The following is a 17490-nucleotide window of genomic DNA, read 5'->3' as shown; positions in this document are numbered from 1 at the left end:
TCCTCCTTCTTCGCCTTCATTTGATAATCTAACAAATGATATTCTGCGAATGAGCGAGCTAGCGTAAGAAAAATGAAATATAAGGAGGGAGACAACCTTCACAATCTCTCTGTCTCTTCGCTAGCTTGTGTTAGCACTCAAGCACTCATTTCAAGATGGAGCCCAATTTAAAGCGTTTTATTTGAGAATATGATCATTTCATTCAAAATAGAGCAAATTCAACGTAAAAAACACAGCTCCATTTTTTAAGAGCTGTGTTTAATGACTGTTTGCGAAAAAGTTATCCTGCTTAGTCGAGATTTGCACATCTTAGTTCAGCAAAGCGATTCACAAAATAATGAATTATGGATTGGCCGAGACTGGAACGGCATCATAATATTCCTCCAGCGTGATTCCTCGTTCACCAATATCCTTTGACATTTCCTTGCCAACATACCGTAAGTGCCATGGCTCATATTTGTATCCTGTAATTTTTTCTTTACCTTCTGGATAACGGATAATAAAACCATATTCAGTAGCGTGCTTGTCTAGCCATTTTGCTTCATCTGTGTCACCAAAGCAGCTTTCAGCCGCACATTTACCTGTGCTTCCAGATACATCGATCGCAAGCCCTGTCGTATGCTCGCTATGACCTGGCTCAGCGCTATAGGTTTTAGCTTTTTCTAAACCATCCTTTTTGACATACCGATTAAAAAGAGCTGTTTGTGTCTTCGTCGAACGATATGCAGATACGCCTGCCAAATAGATACCGTCCTTTTTCGCAGCAGCAAATAACTCTTCAAGTGCTCCAGCCGCTTCACTCCGCATTTGTCGCTTCTCGATTTTTTCCTTGAACAAAAAAGGAACGTCAGGATACACAAGGTCCGTAGGACTGTAATCCTCTGGCAAACCAAACTCTTTATTAATTAGTACTGCCATGCTGTTGGGATCCGCAGACGCCGCTTTATCATCATTGCCCTTTGTATTGGAAGGCTCTCCCTGGGTTACCTCGTTATTCCCTTTGGAACCTGGTTCTTCAGGTTGGTTCTCTGGTTTGTCCACATCATCATTATCACCAGTAACATTATTTTTATCGTTATCTGTTCCTGGCTTCGAATTTTGAGCAGAGGTGCTAGAATTTGCAGCATTTTTAGGGATATCTGGGGCACAAGCCGCTAATAAAACAGTGATCATACACAGCATTGCGACCAGTTTTAACATCTTAATATGCTTAAGCTTCATGGGGTTTCTCCTTCCCTGTTGTACTGTATATTCTAGTTATCTCATAAACTTGTTTCAAAAATATTTCGAACTTATTTAGAAATTATAAAATATTACGATTAACCACTGAGGTTAACCATGAAAATTTATATCGTTATCTTCCACGGCCTCTGCTGCCACTACGGCCACCTTGATCAGCGCTTCTGCCTCCACGACGACCGCCACCTTGTCCTTGTCCAGAGGAACGTTTATCGTTACTTCTTCCTTGACCTCTTCCACTAGCTTGTCCGTTCCCCTTAGAGGAACGCCCACCTGATTGATTGCCAGATCTACGCGCTGAACCTGTGCCATCAGTAATATCCCAGCTACCTAGACCCTCACGACGATTTGAGCTAGCTTGACCACGCTGTCCTTGCTCTTGACTTTGTGCTTGCCTTTTGCCTCCTTGTCCTCGTGAGCCTGATCGACCTGAGCCTGTTCCTGTTGACTCTCTGCGTCCACGTCCTTGACCTTGTCCTTCATCTCTGCGACTACCTTTGCCAGCTCGACCTGAACCTGTGCCTGAGCTAGCACGAGAGGTAGTTAATGTAGATGTACCTTGTGCTTCACCATGAAAAGTTTGACGCTCTAAGCGTTTGCCAATGCCTTGTTCAATCAGACGTAAGGCCTCCATATCTCTTGGAGCAGCAAAGGTGATCGCAACCCCTTTTTCCCCTGCGCGACCCGTCCGACCAATTCGGTGAATGTAGCTGTCCACATCCTGCGGAATGTCGTAGTTATAGACGTGGGTAACCCCTTCAACATCAATCCCACGTGCAGCCACATCAGTAGCCACTAGTACTTCCAGCTTCGCATCACGAAATGCACGCATAACCTGTTCACGCTTCGATTGCGATAAGTCACCATGTAGCTCATCTGAGGAAAAGCCTGCTTCCTGTAATGCTTCGTTTAATGTACTAGCCCGTCTCTTTGTTCGGCAAAAAATAACAGCTAAATAAGGACGCTGTGTTTTAATCGATTGGATTAACGCATTTTGCTTACCACGATCAGTACAGCTAATAACGATTTGCTTAATGCTATCTAACGTCTGACGAGACGCTGGGGTGATTTTAATATCCTTTGGTTCCTTCATATATGCCTTAGCTAAGCGCTTCACATTATCTGGCATTGTCGCAGAAAATAACATCGTTTGACGGCTACGCGGAATACCCGAAATAATATCCTCCACCTCAGCCAAAAAGCCCATATGCAGCATTTGATCCGCTTCATCCAATACCAAATACCTTACAGCCCCTAAAGTTAGCGATCCACGACGCAAATGATCCAGCAGACGTCCCGGCGTACCAATAACAAGCTGAATACCATTTTTAAGCTTACGAAGCTGACGTTCTACGTCTTGTCCACCATAAGCGGCAAGAATAGATAAGCCTTCTTTTCCTTCTGCTAGCTTACGTGCCTCTTGGGTAATTTGTAGTGCAAGCTCACGTGTTGGTGTAATAATTAAAGCTTGTGCATCAGGGCGATCCACTGAAATTTTTTCGATTAAAGGAAGTAAAAAAGCAAGTGTTTTCCCTGTCCCTGTCTGTGCTTGTACAATGACATCTTCCCCTGTAAGCTGAACGGGAATGGACGCCTCCTGTACCGGAGTTGGTGACGTAATTCCTTGCCTTTGTAGTGCATCTAGAAGGCCTTTAGAAAGACCCCAGTTATTAAAGTTAGCCAATATTCTCACCTCATCAAATGTATGCTACTAGAACCTTCCTGACTTGAATATGGAATACAGCAACCAAATAACCATCAGTGCAGCCACAATAAAGCCAATCTCAATAGCCGGAAAATCCCATAACATCGTTGGTTTTCGTGTTAAAGAAGAACCAATAATCAATCCTACCATAATAATACTAAATGCCAGTAAAACAATACTAAATGAGAGTCTGTTGCCAATTCGATCTAGCTTTTTCAGCATCGAGTTTAATTCAGGCACATCCATCTCTACCTTCACCTTGCCCTTTGACAATAAAGAGGTGATTTTCCTTGCTTGGGTTGGTAGCTCACTAAGCGATTCAAATAGTTCCACACCATGATGGAGTAGCTTACGCCCCACCTTTAACGGCGAATATTTATCACGCAAGAGCTGCTTGCCAAACGGCTCCGCCAAATCCAAAATACTTAGACTTGGATCGAGCGAAAGTGCAACGCCTTCAATCGTCAATAACGCTTTACCAACTAGAAGCAAATCGCTAGGCATCACAATACCATGCACTCTTGCAATTCCAAATAGGTCCTGTAGTGCCGTCCCTATCGACATATCTGAAAAGGAGAGATCATAATATTTGTCCTGTAACCGCCCTAAATCTCGCTTAAGTATTGTCATATCAACATCATCATTTAGCAAGCCCATTTGTGAAATCGCACTCACCATGCCATCTGGATTTTTACGCATCAGTGCAATAATTAGTGAAGATAAATGCTCTCGCATCATCACATCCAGCTTCCCTACCATACCAAAATCAATAAACCCTAACTGCCCCTCCTGCATCGCAAGCAGATTACCTGGATGGGGATCAGCATGAAAGAAGCCTGTCACAAAAATCTGATGAAGCATACTGTTCACTAATTTTTTTGCTAATTCACAAATATCGAGCTGCTGATTTATCATTTCTTGTTTTTGATTTAAATGAATGCCTTGTACAAAGCCAAGTGTGAGCACCTTTGGGGAACAATACTCCCAATGTACTGATGGAATCGTGATGTCTGACATGCTTTTTAATTGCTCTGCCATTTTATCCGTATTCCGTCCTTCAACCGTATAATCCAGCTCTGCTTTAATAGAGCGTGAAAATTCCTCTACGATATCAGCAATCTGATATTGTTCCACCCATTTAATATGGCGTTTAGCCATTAGCGTTAAATTCCACAATATTTCCAAATCTCGATGAACACTTTCACTAACACTTGGACGTTGCACCTTGACCACGACCTGCTCACCAGTGAGTAATTCAGCTCGATGGACTTGTCCAAGCGAGGCCGCGGCAAGTGGATTTTCATCAAAAGCAGCAAATAGCTCCTCAGGCAACATTCCAAATTCCTCATTTACTACTGCCTTAACTGCTTCTATCGGAATCGGTTGCACTTGATATTGAAGCTTCACAAGCTCATCAATGATTGCATCTGGCAACAAATCTGTACGTGTACTTGCAAGCTGACCTGCCTTAACAAAGGTTGGGCCTAATTCTTCAAGCACAAGGCGAATACGTCTAGCCAGTGAGATGGATTCATGTGCACGTGACTCCTTATGTGCCCACCTTAACGGGATGGAGACTAATCGAGTTAGTCCTATTTCTTCAGCAATATAGCCAAAGCCATGGCGGCCAAGCACCATGGCTATTTCGCGATAGCGGCCTGTATGTCGGACGAATTTGCCCATTTTTAAGGATGCTGTAGCTCAGATAGCTTAATTTCAAGCTCTGCTACCCGACGGGTTAATTCTTCGACATCCTTTGTACTAGCCACACCCGTTTGCTTTAATGCATTTACTACCTGCTCATTAATCCAATCCTTTAGACGCGCTTGTTCTTCATCACCACGATCTAGCAGCTTTTCAACCAACGCCTTGGATTCTGTAGGTGCTAGCTCCCCACGCTTCACTAAATCATCCACGATTTGTTCTACTTTTTCCTTGCTTACTAAGGTCAACCCAAGTCCTAATGAAAATGCCTTCTTTAGAAAGTCGCTCATATTCATCTTCTCCTTTCGACCTGTATACAAGTATATTAACCAATTTTCGCTAATAAGATAAGAGAAATGTCATTTTAAAATTCTAATCCACCCTCTGGGCATCTTGCCGCCCACTTTGCAGCTTGCAACACAACCTTACGATATTCAGGATGCTGGAATGCCGCTTGATCGCGACCAGGCAATAAGTACACGACACGTCCCAGGCCATAGGCATGCGCCCAAGCAGCTGGATGTGTCTCACCATTTAATTCATACGTCAGCAAAACTGTAGTCTCATTAAATGGGTCAAATTCAAATGGATATGGTTCATCATAAATTTCAAAAGGGCTAATTCCTTTAACAATATCATGTTTATCATCTGCAATTTTGATTTCTAGTTTTTGCATCGGTGGATTTGCTGTATTTTTTGCTCCAATTAACTGTGCTAGCTCGTATTTTTTATGGAGTACGATCCCATTATGAAGCACAAGTAAACCTCCACCCGCGCTTACAAAGGACAATAGCCCTGCGGCTTGCTTAGAAGATACCTTATCAGACCAAGTATCTTGGTATGCAATACATAAGTCAAACGACTCTAAATTTTCTTTTTCTAGCATTTGTTTATTTTCACTACATTGTACCGTTAATGCATCTTGTAAAATACGTGTAATTTCTTCATCTACGCCTTGTAGGGGATGAAATTTGGGGTGCGTATAGTCCCCAAGGAGCAACGCTCTTTTTCGATTTGACATTTATATAATTCCTCCTTACCACATACATGGTGTACCATCATATCAATTTCTACTTCTTAAGACAATATCCCGCTTACCTGCAAAATTTTTTTTGCACCATTATCAACATATCTCACTATATCGGAGAATAGAACTAAATAGTTAGTAGTGACAAAACAATCTAAAAAAAGCGATACTGCCGCATCTAACCTATAGGGCAATACCGCTAGTGTTAAAAAAATTTGTACTTCAGCGTAAATCGGAAAACCCATTACCGTATTAATAAAACATCCTAGTCTGCAAGGCGATAACCAACCCCACGAACCGTGGCGATATATAAAGGCTGTGAAGCGCGATCTCCTAACTTCTTTCTTAGGCTTTTAATGTGGGCATCAATGGTATTGCTGCCACCAAGGAAGCTAGTCCCCCAGACCTTCGCTAAAAGCTCCTCACGAGATAAGACAGTGCCTTCATGCTCAAGCAAAGTAATTAATAGCTCATATTCCGTTTTAGTTAGATCAATTTTTTGACCATCACGATAAATCGCCATTTTCTTGCGGTCAATCCACAAATCCTTATAAATGGCAGGAGAAGTTCCTGCTAATAACAAGGAGGACGGTGAACGTCCATTCCCATTACGAATAATACGTTGAGCATGGTAGACCACCTCTTGGGGATGGGCAGGCCACACAAGTAATTCCCTATTCATCAGAGCTTGATCCCCCAGAGACAACATCGAGGGTTTGATCAAAATTAAAGATGGAGTGTCCCCCACATCCTGCATAAGAAATGATTTAATCACTTGAGCATCCTGCTCGTGACCCTCACCATAGGCAGTTAGATCAAATATAAGTAAGTCTGCGGCTCCCGCATTACGTAATGCTTGCTCCATATGATGGAACACCATCACATCAAAGCAGCCATCAGACAAGTCTCTTACGAGTTCATGAATGTTACTCGGAGCAGGGCTGACTAAAATTACTCTTTGTGTAATTGGACAAGCATTTTTGCCACCAAAAATATCCTCCATACTCGTAAAATTACGATTAGCTTCTATAACTGTGTCGTTTACTTCTTCTCTTGACATTCAGGACATACCCCCCCAAATACAACATGTGCATGGTGTACTTTATACCCTGTTTCTATAGCTACAGTGTCACTCCAGCTGGCTGGAACCTGCGTCATCACTTCATCCACACGTCCACATACCTCACATAAAATATGCTGATGATCGTCCAGTTTAGCATCATAGCGACTTGCAGCTTCACCTAGCTTAAGCTCACGAATAAGTTCTTTATCTGTTAAATATCGTAGAGAATTATATACAGTTCCATAAGCAAAATTATATCCTTGTTCAACGAGTCTATTCATAACCTCCGCAGCCGTAGGATGATCATTTGCATTTTTAACGACATCATAAACGGCTCTACGCTGTGTTGTTAAATTAATTGACTTCATAACCAGAACCATCTTCTCTCTATCATTAATATTTAGAATTAGTATAAGTCTTATTATAGAAAACGTCAATTTTGTGATTAGCTTTGTGTTAGTGCTTTGTGTTATTTTTGCGAATAGATTGGTACGGATTAGCATACTTCTGGTCTATTGTATTATTAATAATACAATGATATCATAAAATTTATAGTACTGAATATTAATCACTACTATAATAAACTTATTAGCTACTACATTCACTAACGATTACCGATTTTAGTAAAATACTCTAGCGTTAGTGATACCTTTGAATATAAAAGTGATTAATAATTGATGATAGCAACGAATATAGAAAAGAGGCGGTTATCACTTGGATATCAGTGTCCAATTTAAAAAGGGGGCTCTGGAGTTGTGTGTGTTAGTGCTTATTCATGAGCGTGATCGGTACGGCTACGAGTTGGCCCAATCCGTATCTGCACATATTCAAGTCGCTGAAGGCGCACTATACCCACTACTCCGCAGAATTGTAAATGAAGGCTATTGTACGACCTATTTACAGGAGTCCCCAGAAGGTCCCCCACGTAAATATTACAAGCTAACCCCATTAGGAGAGCAATATATGAGACGGTTAGCCATTGAATGGAAGCACTTTGTACAAAGTGTATCAAGTTTAATCGAGAGAGGAATATAATATGACCAAAGCTCAATTTATGGCTACCTTACGGTTGAAATTAAGTGTGCTGCCACCAGAAGAATGTAATGAGTTAATGGAGGATTATGAATCGCATTTTGCCTTCGGCTTACAAAACGGTAAAACAGAAGAGGAAATTGTTGCTGAGCTAGGTGATCCAGAGGAACTAGCAAAGGAGGCATTAGGGAGCCGTTACGTACCTGACCAGCCGATATATTGGTTTAATCCAGAAACACCTAATGATGAGCATGTTCCAGCTCCTCCACTTGATCAATCTGCTCAATCAGTCCAACAACAACAAGAACGCGAAGCTCAAAAGACTCAACAAGCCCAGCAAGCTCAACAAGCTCAACAAGCTCAACAAGCTCAATTTAACGATTTTAAAACGGCAAACGCTCCATCAAGGAAAAACAGAAAACCATCTCGCTTACTTGCAATCACACTCATCCTAGTTGGAATTTTGGGGATAGCGTACTATGGCTTTGGCTCTGGTTTAGGCTTCATAAGCAACAAAGATGAATCGACCTCTAGCTATTCACAACGCTGGAATTTTGATTTAACCAATCAGCCACTACAAAGCTTAAATATTGATACTGATTTTGACATCGATGTCCAATATACGACGACCAATAAAACAGAAGGTTATGTAGAGATTACTGGCAAAATGCCGCAATATCTAATTGATAACTTAGAAGCTACAAAAATTGCAGGAAATTCCCTAGGCTTAAATTTAAATAGCTCAAATAAGTGGCAGTGGTTTTCTTTCAACTTTTCGGATGATGAGGATAAAATAAAAATTATTGTTGCTTTAAATCAAGATCAAGCACTAAATGAGTTTACTGTAAATACAGGTTCCAGTGAAATCCAAGTACAGAAGATGGTCAGTCGCAAGGTAACTGTAACTACATCGTCAGGGGATATTGAAGCAGATAATATAACTGCAGATCAATTAGCTTTAAATAGTTCCTCTGGTTCTTTATCTGCAAATCAACTTCTTGCAAAGGAAATTAAAATTAGCACGAACTCTGGGGACCTTAATCTAGAGAATACAACTGGAAATGTAACATCACAATCTTCATCTGGCGAAATGAAGCTAGAGCAAGTTAAGGGTAATATTGACCTAAGTTCCTCTAGTGGAGATATTTTAGTAGAACAGTTAACGGGAGACGGAAAAATACAAAGTAGTTCTGGCGAAGTTATCCTTGATGGACAACGCTCTGATTCCTTGTCGATTTCAACTTCGTCTGGCGATGTCAGTATCTCAAAAGATAAAGCATTTCAAGGAATCTACAAATTATCTACCTCGTCTGGAGATATACTAGCTCCTGATTCACCCGCAGTTACAGGAGATACCATTACAATCGAAACAAGTTCAGGGGATATTATATTTAATTAAGCTTAGGCTTATTATCCGGGGTTGATCAGGCTTATTTTGACCAATTCATCACTTTACGCTATACTATGAACAATTATGTTTAAAGAAGGAGGTGGGTAGGAATGGATCGCAATAAAGTATGGAATATCATTAGCCAATTGCCAATGGCATTATTTGGCATTACTCATGTATTTTTGAATAACGGGATCAGTCTGTCCAAATTCAATAATTCCATATTCAAAATACATTCGAAATGCCGCTCCTACCTTAACCTCAGACGTTAATAGCTATATAAAGCTACACATGAGTGTAAAGAAGGTTGCAGATTTCCTGCAGCCTTTTTTTGTTTGTCTTTTTTAGGTCTAGGTAGGTGTAGGTGATGGCAAATGACGCATTTACCTAAAGGAGCCTAAAAATAATGATGATTCAATCTCAAAATATACGTAAATATTATGGTGCTAATCTTGTATTAAGTGATGTCTCGTTCGAGATCAAAAAAGGAGATAAGGTTGGACTCATCGGTCGAAATGGTACAGGGAAGTCCACCCTACTCTCGCTTTTAAATGGAAGCGACACACCAGATGGGGGTACACTCAGCATCGCGCGTGGCAGTACGATCGCTAGCTTAGCGCAAATTCCAAGATTTGCAGAGGAGCAATCCGTACACGAGGTGTTGCATACTGCATTTGACGATTTACTTCATATTCAACGTGAGATGGCGGTCTTAGAGCAGCAGATGGCAATGGCAGATCCAGCAGCAAGCATGGAGCAAATGTTGGCTCGTTACGGCAAGCTACAGGAGCAATTCCAGCTTCAGGGCGGCTACGAAATGGAAGCATCCATTTCTAAGATTGCAAACGGATTAGGCATAACAGAAAGTCAGCTAGCCCAACCTGTTCACTCCTTATCTGGGGGCGAAAAAACGAAGGTCGGTTTAGCCATTATTTTGCTACGTCAACCTGATTTACTATTGTTAGATGAACCTACCAACCATCTGGATATGCCTTCGATTTTGTGGCTAGAGCAGTTTTTGAAGGAGTTTACTGGTACGGTTGTGGTCATTTCACATGATCGTTATTTTCTTGATATGGTCGTTGACAAAATTATCGAAATCGAAGATGGAGAAGCCTTTACTTATCACTCCAACTACAGTGACTATAAGGTGGAAAAGGAGCGCCAGCTTCTATTACAATTTGCACAATATCAAGAACAGCAAAAAAAGATTAAAAAAATGAAGGAAGCGATTAAGCAGCTTATTGAATGGGGGAATCAATCCAATCCTCCAAACGCAGGCTTCCACCGAAGAGCCGCCTCGATGCAAAAAGCACTTGATCGGATGACAAAGCTAAAACGTCCTATTTTAGAGCGTAAATCGATAGGATTACAATTAGACCTAGACGATCGCACAGGCAAAGATGTCCTTGTTCTTAAAGAAATTAGTAAAAGCTATGATAGTAAGCTGTTATTCCATAAAGTGACGCATACGTTACAATATAGAGAAAAGGCAGTGGTGATCGGAGCAAATGGCTCAGGCAAAACCACCTTGTTTAAAAGCATTTTAGGTGAGGTGCCTTTGACCGAAGGTGAAATTAAAGTTGGCTCTCGTGTGCAGCTTGGTTATTTGGCTCAGGAGGAAGCACCACCGGCCCAATCGATCACTGTATTACGGGCTTATTGCGATGAGGTGGCGATGGAGCAAGGTGAAGCTAGAGCTGAGCTAGCAAAATTTTTATTTTATGGGGCGGATGTGTTTAAGACGGTATCCAATCTTTCTGGTGGCGAATGGACGAGATTGCGTTTGGCAATGTTGATGCAAAAGAAACCTAACCTACTCCTGTTAGATGAACCTACTAACCATCTTGATATTGACTCCAGAGAAGCATTAGAGGAAGCATTACTGAACTATGCTGGCTCACTACTGGCAATTTCTCACGATCGATATTTTATTAACAAAATTGCGACTCAAATCTGGAGTATCGAGCAGTATAAGCTGATTGTCACCCAAGGAAACTATGAGGATTATGAGCATGAGCGGGCAAAAATGTCTAATTTAGAAAAGGATGCTGTAAGTACGACGTCTCATGCATCACAATTGATTCAGCCTACTAGGACGAAGCCAGCAGATCACAATATGAAATCTACTCAAAATACTCAAGCTGCTCAGACTAAGAACCTGATAAAGCAGGGGGAAAAGCTGGAGCAACAAATTAAAGAGGTTGAAGCGCAACTGGAACACATTCACACTACAATGAATGACATTCAGATCGCCTCAGATGTAGATAAGCTGATTGAGCTTCAGGCGCAAAAAGACCAGCTAGAGATTCAACTGGATACGCTGTTAGCACAATATTTAGAGCTGTAGCATCTTAAATAATCACTAATATTTAAATCACTTAAATTGAATGCTAGGAGCCCTTAAACCAAAAAGGGTTTCTAGCTTTTTTCTAGCTTCTTTTATTATTTCGTCTGTTTTGACAGATAAGAGTGAACCTTCTCCATTCGTTGTGCGTCTTACGTATGTGTTATAATAAGACATTGTGTTTTGGTTTATGCTTTAAATGATCTAAGATATTCTAAGATTTGGAGTGGATATATTTTGTTTTCTTTAGCAGGAGAAAGCCGTAGGACAAAAATGTTATTAGCCGGAATGGTATTATTTACCTTTGTGATTTCTTGCATTGTCGTATTGTATTATAACGATTATTTTTTATTAGGTGATTTGGTTAAACGGAATAACGATGATGTTAAATATATTCATTCAGCACGGTTGATCTTAAACAAGGGTGTTCTCGCCTATAACACTGGTGAAGATCCCTCTGCATTTATCATGCCAGCGTTCCCAATTATGTTAGCTGGTTTTATGTCCGTATTTGGTCAGGAAACAGGTGGAGTTATTGCGTTCCGTATTTTTCATTGTATATTACAGGCTTTATCTATTTATTTCATATTTTGTATTGCAAGACGTACCTTTAACACACGTGTAGCGTTAATCGCATCTGCATTAAGTTGCTTATATTTACCGGACTATTTCTCGTCTGGTTCGATTTTAATGGAAACAATTTTCCGTACTATTATGTTGCTGATGGTGATCACTACCTTTATTGCACTCGATAAAAATAAAACAAGCTGGTATATTTTAATGGGTGTACTTACTGCGGTAGCTGCCTATTTCAAGCCACATGCTACGTTGTATCCCGCTGTATTCCTTATCTTTTGGTGGAGAAACAAACTACCTTGGCGCTTAATGATTAAGCATGTAGCATGGATGGCAATCACCTATATTGTGCTACTCACCCCGTGGTGGATTAGAAACTGGGTGACCTTTAACAAATTTATTTTGTTCACTAACTCTGGAGGTAGCCCCTTCTTATTAGGGACAAAAATTCGTGGACAGCTCCCACCAGCAGGATTTTTTATAGAGCATCCCGAATATGATCCTAAAACGATCTTCCAAGGCTACGATCAAGCGGCGGTGCAAAAGGGGAAAGATATTATTGCTTACGGCTTCAAGCATGAGCCATTTAAGTATTTATATTGGTACACGATAGGAAGATGGGTGGAGCTATACTTTCATCCGTTTTACTCTCGTCCATTTTGGCCCATCACTCGCCCTGTCATGAACGTTATTCAAATCGTATTGATGGTGGTCAATATGTTAGGGATTGGGTTAGCCTTATATCATGCAAAAATTCGTAAACATTGGGATAAGCTCCTGCCAATCTTACTGACACTTGGATACTTCACTGTGATTTATTTCCCATTCGTTGCCTTTAATCGTTATGGTTATCCGCAAATGTGGATGTTAATTATATTTGGTTCTTATTTGATTAGTGAAATTGTGGGTTTGTTCTCAAACAGGAGGAAATATGGAGAAGGCGAAATTAATTAGTTACGGGATGTTGCTTGGCAACATCGTCTTACTCGTCACAGGTCAGGTTTTATTTAAGTTAGGCTTACAGCGTGCAGGTGGCTTTGTATGGCAAAAAATGATCACCTCCCCACTTCTAATAAGTGGGCTCGCTTTATATGGGATTGCAACGATACTATGGTTTGGCGTATTAACACGCTTACCATTAAGTCAAGCGTACCCGATGCAAGCTTTGGCTTATGTCATTGCATTGCTCCCTGCTTACTTCTTATTTGGTGAAATCATTACAATGACCAAGCTAGCAGGTGTTGCCGTGATTTTGGTTGGGGTTTATTTGTTGGCGAGGTAGTAAAGGTAGCCTGTGAAAAAAATAAAAAATTAGGAACACTAAAAGCAGATTTCTCTTAGAGGTAACTTTAAGAAAAGTCTGCTTTTTTGTGCTGTTGATATAGACATCCCACTTTTAAAGATCTTCTTCATAAATAATCTGATCATTATCATCCAATATAACTAAAGAAGATGATGAAGATTGAACGCCCTCTTCATAATCCCCAACTATCATATAATCTTTTTTGTTTTTGTTCATACTTAGCTGATATTGTTTTTTATTTCCAAAAGAAAATAAGATTACTTTTCCTTTATTTAAAATGTCTTCATCATGAATTCGAATCAACTCATAGGGATAACCCGAACCCATACCTATCGTTTCAACCTTACTTTTACTGCTACCACCCATTAAAAGCATTTCGCCATAATTCAATTTATTATTTTTTACCATGATCCAATAGACGCCGATTTTATATCTTCTCTCAAAAAAAACATAAGCAAAGGGTCTCTCTACATCATTCTTAATCTCATAATCAAGAATTTTGAAATTTTCCCTTGTCGCAACTTCATAAATTAAATCCTGACTCACTTCACTATATTTATCCCTTTGAAAATAGATAATTAAACTAAAAATCCCTATACACAAGATGATGATAATAAGACGAATTTTAAAATCTCTCATGATTTCTCCTTGTATTTTGTTGATGATTAATTGTTCCTACTGGACACCAAAAATTGAGGGTACTCACAGTATTAACGTATTAGAGCAATTCAAAATTAATGGTGTTCAGCAACAAATTATGATTCGCGGTAAGGATGTAAGCAATCCAGTCATTATATATGTACATGGAGAGCCAGGATCATCAGAAATTTCCTACGCTAAAATGGACCAATCCGACCATTATCCCCATTATGATAAAAACGGTTTTTTGAATGGATGAGGGATAGTTTTACGGAATAAAGTTAAATATGACTAGTCCATAAAAAAAAATAATCAATTAATAAATCTCATTGATAATTGAAGTAAAAGCAGAGGAATTGGTACGGCATAAAATAGTAGCAATACACAAATCCACATTACCGATACCAACCTCTGCTTTTTTGCATCAAATTTTAAGCTTCTGAATTTTGAGCTATAACTTCCAACCTTTTACCTCCTACAACTCTGCTATCTCTGCTTTAATCTCTGCAACTCTCATCTTCAAGTCTTGAATCTCCTTCAAAAGCTCTGCCTTTGCTTCTTCCCCATCAGGCTCAGGAGCTGTGAGTAGCATAGTTAACTGCATTTGCAGTCGCTCTAGCTCATTTACCTTGGCTTGTGCTTCAGCGTCTAGCACCATATCCCTTTTACCACTTTGCTCGTATTCCTCATAGCTTCCTTCGAATCGTTGTATCCTTCCTTCTCCCTCCAAAATAAGAAGCCGATTACTAATCTTCTGCGCTAAATAGCGATCATGGGTAACCAGCAAAATGACACCAGGATAACGCACGAGCGCCTCCTCTACCGCCTCCCGTGTGCTTACATCTAAATAGTTCGTGGGTTCATCTAATACAAGCAAGTTTGCATTCCCAAATAAGAGACGCAACAAAGCAACACGGCAGCGCTCACCCATACTCAAGTCACCGATCACTTTAAACACATCCTCACGAGAAAACATGAAGCAGCCTAAAATTGTCCTTGCATAGGTCTGAGTCATATTTGGCAAATGAAGCAAGCTATCTAAGAGGCTCAAATGCTCATCTAACCCTTCTAGCTCTTGCGCAAAATAACCAACCTTTATAGAAGGATGTAGCAAGATTTCACCCTCATCCGGTTGTAATTGCCCTGTTGCTAACTTTAGTAGCGTTGATTTTCCTGTACCATTGTCACCTACGACTGCAATTCGATCATGTCGCTTAATATGATAGGTAAAATTGTTGAGGATCGGGGTCTCATCATACTTAAAGCTAACCTGCTCCATACGCAACAAGGTTTGCCCCGCAAAGGTTTCCCCTGTCAGAGACATGTTCAGCTTAGGGCCTTCCTTTGGCAAAATAACCTTCTCTTGATTTAACCGCTCTAGTTGAGACTGCTTTGCATGATATCGAGAAATGTTTTTGTTCGCCCTTGCTTTAAAATAACTCGCTGTAATTTTTACGTCTACATTCGTCGCTTCTCGATGTGCTTTATTAAACCATTGCTGATAGCGATGAATCGCTTCCTCAAGCTCTCGGCGTTTTTGCTCCTGCTGTCGATACAGGGTTTCCTTAGTACGAAGCTCAAGCTCCTTCTGCTCACGATATTCTTCGTATCCACCTGTATATCTCTGACATTTGTCAGCTTCCATTTCTAGCACCGTTGTTGCTGTACGATTAATAAACGTGCGGTCATGGGATACGTACAGAATCGTTCCAGTATAATTGTTCACCCAATCCTCTAACCAAGCCAACGTTGCTTGATCGAGGTGATTGGTTGGCTCATCCATAATGATAAACGCAGGCTCACGTACCATCAGACTCGCAAGCTGTGCTCGCGTTTTTTGCCCTCCACTTAACTGGCCAAACGGAACTTGCCATAAGGAGCTATCTAGCTTCATCTGTTGAAGACTTTTCTCCACCTTTATCTCTAGCTCATATCCACCTAACTGTAAATAACGCTCATACAATTGATCGTATTTTGCTAAATTATGCTCCTGCTGACCCTGCGCCATTTGCAAAAGTAACCGATCCATTTCCTGCTTCACCTTGGAGGCCTCACCTAAACCCAACTGGACAAATTGCAGTAGCGGCAGCGTAGTATCCAGATTCACCTCCTGTTCAAGCCAACCCCATTGCTCGAGCGGTATTCCACGTTCAATCTTTCCACCATCTAGCTTAATTTGATCCATTAATGCACGTAGTAAAGTCGTTTTCCCCACACCATTACGTCCAAATAGTGCAAGTACTTCCCCTTCCTTCACTGCGAAGCTAATATTCTGAAATAATGCTCTGCCATTCCATTCCTTACATAAATCATAAGCTTGTAAAATATGCATATACATCCCTCATTTCCATAGGTACGTGTTAATTCAAATCATTAAAACCACAACAAAAAAACCGTAGCCTAACGGCATACGGTCGTATCTACGTATTTTAGGGATCACATATCATGCTCGTATGCTTATGAATAAATATAGCTAAAAATCGCTTCACCAAAGCAGGATACCTCGATGTAAAGATGCCTATTGGTGAACTTTAAAAATATCAAAATAAAGTACACCTTACCTGCATCCTTAGATGTCAGAGGAAGCCAAATTTGCGCTATATATTCATTTTTTAGCATACAAAAAAGAGACCCTATAGACATACGTATTCCTGACCGTAATCTCCATAAAATGAAGATGCCGTTAGCATATGGGCAAGCCAATCGCTGACTACCCTTTTGCAGTTTTGTACAGGAATCCGTAATTACTTCATCGTCTATAGGTCCTCCATATTTTCCATAACATTTTTTAAAAATCGAAAATCACTTCATACAATAAGCGACCTGAGAACAAGTAATATTACTCAATATGCAATGGCATAGACGCTTATATGGCTAATATAGCATCTATCCACATCACTTTCAACCTACTTCATTGGGCTAACCTGCAAATATTTTCGTAATCTATACAGCGGACAGCTCACAAAGATAAACTTGCAAAGAAGCTCGTAAGTGCCTCGGGGGATTTGAGGACTGGTTTGAGGAAAAGGAGCCTTTAGTCTCGGATTTCTTCCACCATTATGCTTCATGGAAATCAGAGACTAACAGCGACTGCCACTCAAAACAGTCTGACATTCCCCTTCCCACCACTTACTGCTCCTTCGAGATAAACTTGCAATGAAGCTCGTAAGTGACTCAGGGGATAGAGGAGAATTTTGAGGGAAAGGAGCCTTTATCCGCTGATTCCAACATACTTTATCAATCAGAAGGAATCAGCGGATAACAGCGACTGCGACTCAAAATCCTCCGTAATCCCCTCTCCATAACTTACTGCTCCCCTGCAATAACTTGCAAAGAGACTCGTAAGTGCCTCGGGGAAACGGAGGACTGTTTTGAGGAAAAGGAGCCTTTAGTCTCGGATTTCTTCCACCATTAAGCTTCATGGAAATCAGAGACTAACAGCGACTGCCACTCAAAACAGTCTGA

16 protein-coding genes are annotated in these 17490 nt (G+C 40.6%); 7 read left to right on the top strand and 9 right to left on the bottom strand.

Annotation, left to right across the window (positions count from 1 at the left end; all coding sequences use genetic code 11):
• Window positions 1-342: 342 nt before the first annotated feature.
• From J2Z32_RS22020 to J2Z32_RS21990, 7 genes are all read right to left on the bottom strand, one after another.
• Complete coding sequence (locus tag J2Z32_RS22020) at window positions 343-1221, bottom strand: M15 family metallopeptidase (protein ID WP_245251705.1); 879 nt, start codon at window positions 1219-1221, stop codon at window positions 343-345.
• 133 nt (window positions 1222-1354) lie between these two features.
• Window positions 1355-2923, bottom strand: coding sequence for a DEAD/DEAH box helicase (locus tag J2Z32_RS22015; protein ID WP_210091362.1), 1569 nt, complete (start codon window positions 2921-2923; stop codon window positions 1355-1357).
• 27 nt (window positions 2924-2950) lie between these two features.
• On the bottom strand, window positions 2951-4627 hold the full coding sequence (locus J2Z32_RS22010; protein ID WP_210091361.1) for an ABC1 kinase family protein: 1677 nt from the start codon (window positions 4625-4627) through the stop codon (window positions 2951-2953).
• Between the two features lie 2 nt (window positions 4628-4629).
• Complete coding sequence (locus tag J2Z32_RS22005; protein ID WP_210091360.1) at window positions 4630-4938, bottom strand: phasin family protein; 309 nt, start codon at window positions 4936-4938, stop codon at window positions 4630-4632.
• A 74-nt stretch (window positions 4939-5012) separates the two neighbouring features.
• Window positions 5013-5669 (bottom strand): ThuA domain-containing protein, encoded by a 657-nt coding sequence (locus J2Z32_RS22000; RefSeq protein ID WP_210091359.1) that lies wholly within the window; start codon window positions 5667-5669, stop codon window positions 5013-5015.
• Between the two features lie 271 nt (window positions 5670-5940).
• On the bottom strand, window positions 5941-6735 hold the full coding sequence (locus J2Z32_RS21995; RefSeq protein ID WP_210091358.1) for a winged helix-turn-helix transcriptional regulator: 795 nt from the start codon (window positions 6733-6735) through the stop codon (window positions 5941-5943).
• Complete coding sequence (locus J2Z32_RS21990; protein WP_210091357.1) at window positions 6717-7106, bottom strand: Fur family transcriptional regulator; 390 nt, start codon at window positions 7104-7106, stop codon at window positions 6717-6719. The genes J2Z32_RS21995 and J2Z32_RS21990 overlap by 19 nt, the downstream gene beginning before the upstream one ends.
• Before the next feature lie 346 nt (window positions 7107-7452).
• Between J2Z32_RS21990 and J2Z32_RS21985 the strand changes: the two genes are divergently transcribed.
• The 6 genes from J2Z32_RS21985 (at window position 7453) to J2Z32_RS21965 (ending at window position 13365) form a co-directional block, all read left to right on the top strand.
• On the top strand, window positions 7453-7773 hold the full coding sequence (locus J2Z32_RS21985) for a PadR family transcriptional regulator (protein ID WP_210091356.1): 321 nt from the start codon (window positions 7453-7455) through the stop codon (window positions 7771-7773).
• A gap of 1 nt (window position 7774) precedes the next feature.
• Window positions 7775-9169, top strand: coding sequence for a DUF4097 family beta strand repeat-containing protein (locus J2Z32_RS21980; RefSeq protein WP_210091355.1), 1395 nt, complete (start codon window positions 7775-7777; stop codon window positions 9167-9169).
• 101 nt (window positions 9170-9270) lie between these two features.
• Window positions 9271-9432, top strand: coding sequence for an RAxF-45 family protein (locus tag J2Z32_RS22605; protein ID WP_342453990.1), 162 nt, complete (start codon window positions 9271-9273; stop codon window positions 9430-9432).
• Window positions 9433-9566: 134 nt separating this feature from the next.
• Complete coding sequence (abc-f, locus tag J2Z32_RS21975) at window positions 9567-11510, top strand: ribosomal protection-like ABC-F family protein (RefSeq protein ID WP_210091354.1); 1944 nt, start codon at window positions 9567-9569, stop codon at window positions 11508-11510.
• Between the two features lie 234 nt (window positions 11511-11744).
• Window positions 11745-13037, top strand: coding sequence for an ArnT family glycosyltransferase (locus tag J2Z32_RS21970; RefSeq protein ID WP_210091353.1), 1293 nt, complete (start codon window positions 11745-11747; stop codon window positions 13035-13037).
• Window positions 13015-13365, top strand: a complete 351-nt coding sequence (locus J2Z32_RS21965; RefSeq protein WP_210091352.1) for an EamA family transporter — start codon at window positions 13015-13017, stop codon at window positions 13363-13365. Before J2Z32_RS21970 ends, J2Z32_RS21965 begins: the two co-directional genes overlap by 23 nt.
• 114 nt (window positions 13366-13479) lie before the next feature.
• On the opposite strand, the gene J2Z32_RS21960 is transcribed toward J2Z32_RS21965, so the two are convergent.
• Window positions 13480-14025, bottom strand: a complete 546-nt coding sequence (locus J2Z32_RS21960) for a hypothetical protein (protein ID WP_210091351.1) — start codon at window positions 14023-14025, stop codon at window positions 13480-13482.
• 22 nt (window positions 14026-14047) lie between these two features.
• On the opposite strand from J2Z32_RS21960, the gene J2Z32_RS21955 reads away from it, so the two are divergent.
• Window positions 14048-14284: a hypothetical protein gene (locus J2Z32_RS21955; RefSeq protein WP_210091350.1), complete on the top strand. Its 237-nt coding sequence runs from the start codon at window positions 14048-14050 to the stop codon at window positions 14282-14284.
• A 216-nt stretch (window positions 14285-14500) separates the two neighbouring features.
• Here J2Z32_RS21955 and abc-f (J2Z32_RS21950) read toward each other — a convergent pair whose 3' ends face one another.
• Window positions 14501-16357: a ribosomal protection-like ABC-F family protein gene (abc-f, locus tag J2Z32_RS21950; RefSeq protein WP_210091349.1), complete on the bottom strand. Its 1857-nt coding sequence runs from the start codon at window positions 16355-16357 to the stop codon at window positions 14501-14503.
• Between the last annotated feature and the right edge of the window lie 1133 nt (window positions 16358-17490).

The sequence above is a fragment of the Paenibacillus turicensis genome, from assembly GCF_017873435.1.
Lineage (GTDB): Bacteria > Bacillota > Bacilli > Paenibacillales > Paenibacillaceae > Fontibacillus > Fontibacillus turicensis.
The sequence above is the reverse complement of the archived record's forward strand: the minus strand, read 5'-3'. Positions and strand labels throughout refer to the sequence as shown.

Bases quoted from the DNA above. Each gene is read 5' to 3' on its own strand.
- J2Z32_RS22020 (WP_245251705.1), bottom strand. From the start codon at position 1,221: ATGAAGCTTAAGCATATTAAGATGTTAAAACTGGTCGCAATGCTGTGT.
- J2Z32_RS22010 (WP_210091361.1), bottom strand. From the start codon at position 4,627: ATGGGCAAATTCGTCCGACATACAGGCCGCTATCGCGAAATAGCCATG.
- J2Z32_RS22005 (WP_210091360.1), bottom strand. From the start codon at position 4,938: ATGAGCGACTTTCTAAAGAAGGCATTTTCATTAGGACTTGGGTTGACC.
- J2Z32_RS22000 (WP_210091359.1), bottom strand. From the start codon at position 5,669: ATGTCAAATCGAAAAAGAGCGTTGCTCCTTGGGGACTATACGCACCCC.
- J2Z32_RS21995 (WP_210091358.1), bottom strand. From the start codon at position 6,735: ATGTCAAGAGAAGAAGTAAACGACACAGTTATAGAAGCTAATCGTAAT.
- J2Z32_RS21990 (WP_210091357.1), bottom strand. From the start codon at position 7,106: ATGAAGTCAATTAATTTAACAACACAGCGTAGAGCCGTTTATGATGTC.
- J2Z32_RS21980 (WP_210091355.1), top strand. From the start codon at position 7,775: ATGACCAAAGCTCAATTTATGGCTACCTTACGGTTGAAATTAAGTGTG.
- J2Z32_RS22605 (WP_342453990.1), top strand. From the start codon at position 9,271: ATGGATCGCAATAAAGTATGGAATATCATTAGCCAATTGCCAATGGCA.
- abc-f (WP_210091354.1), top strand. From the start codon at position 9,567: ATGATGATTCAATCTCAAAATATACGTAAATATTATGGTGCTAATCTT.
- J2Z32_RS21965 (WP_210091352.1), top strand. From the start codon at position 13,015: ATGGAGAAGGCGAAATTAATTAGTTACGGGATGTTGCTTGGCAACATC.
- J2Z32_RS21960 (WP_210091351.1), bottom strand. From the start codon at position 14,025: ATGAGAGATTTTAAAATTCGTCTTATTATCATCATCTTGTGTATAGGG.
- J2Z32_RS21955 (WP_210091350.1), top strand. From the start codon at position 14,048: ATGATTAATTGTTCCTACTGGACACCAAAAATTGAGGGTACTCACAGT.
- abc-f (WP_210091349.1), bottom strand. From the start codon at position 16,357: ATGCATATTTTACAAGCTTATGATTTATGTAAGGAATGGAATGGCAGA.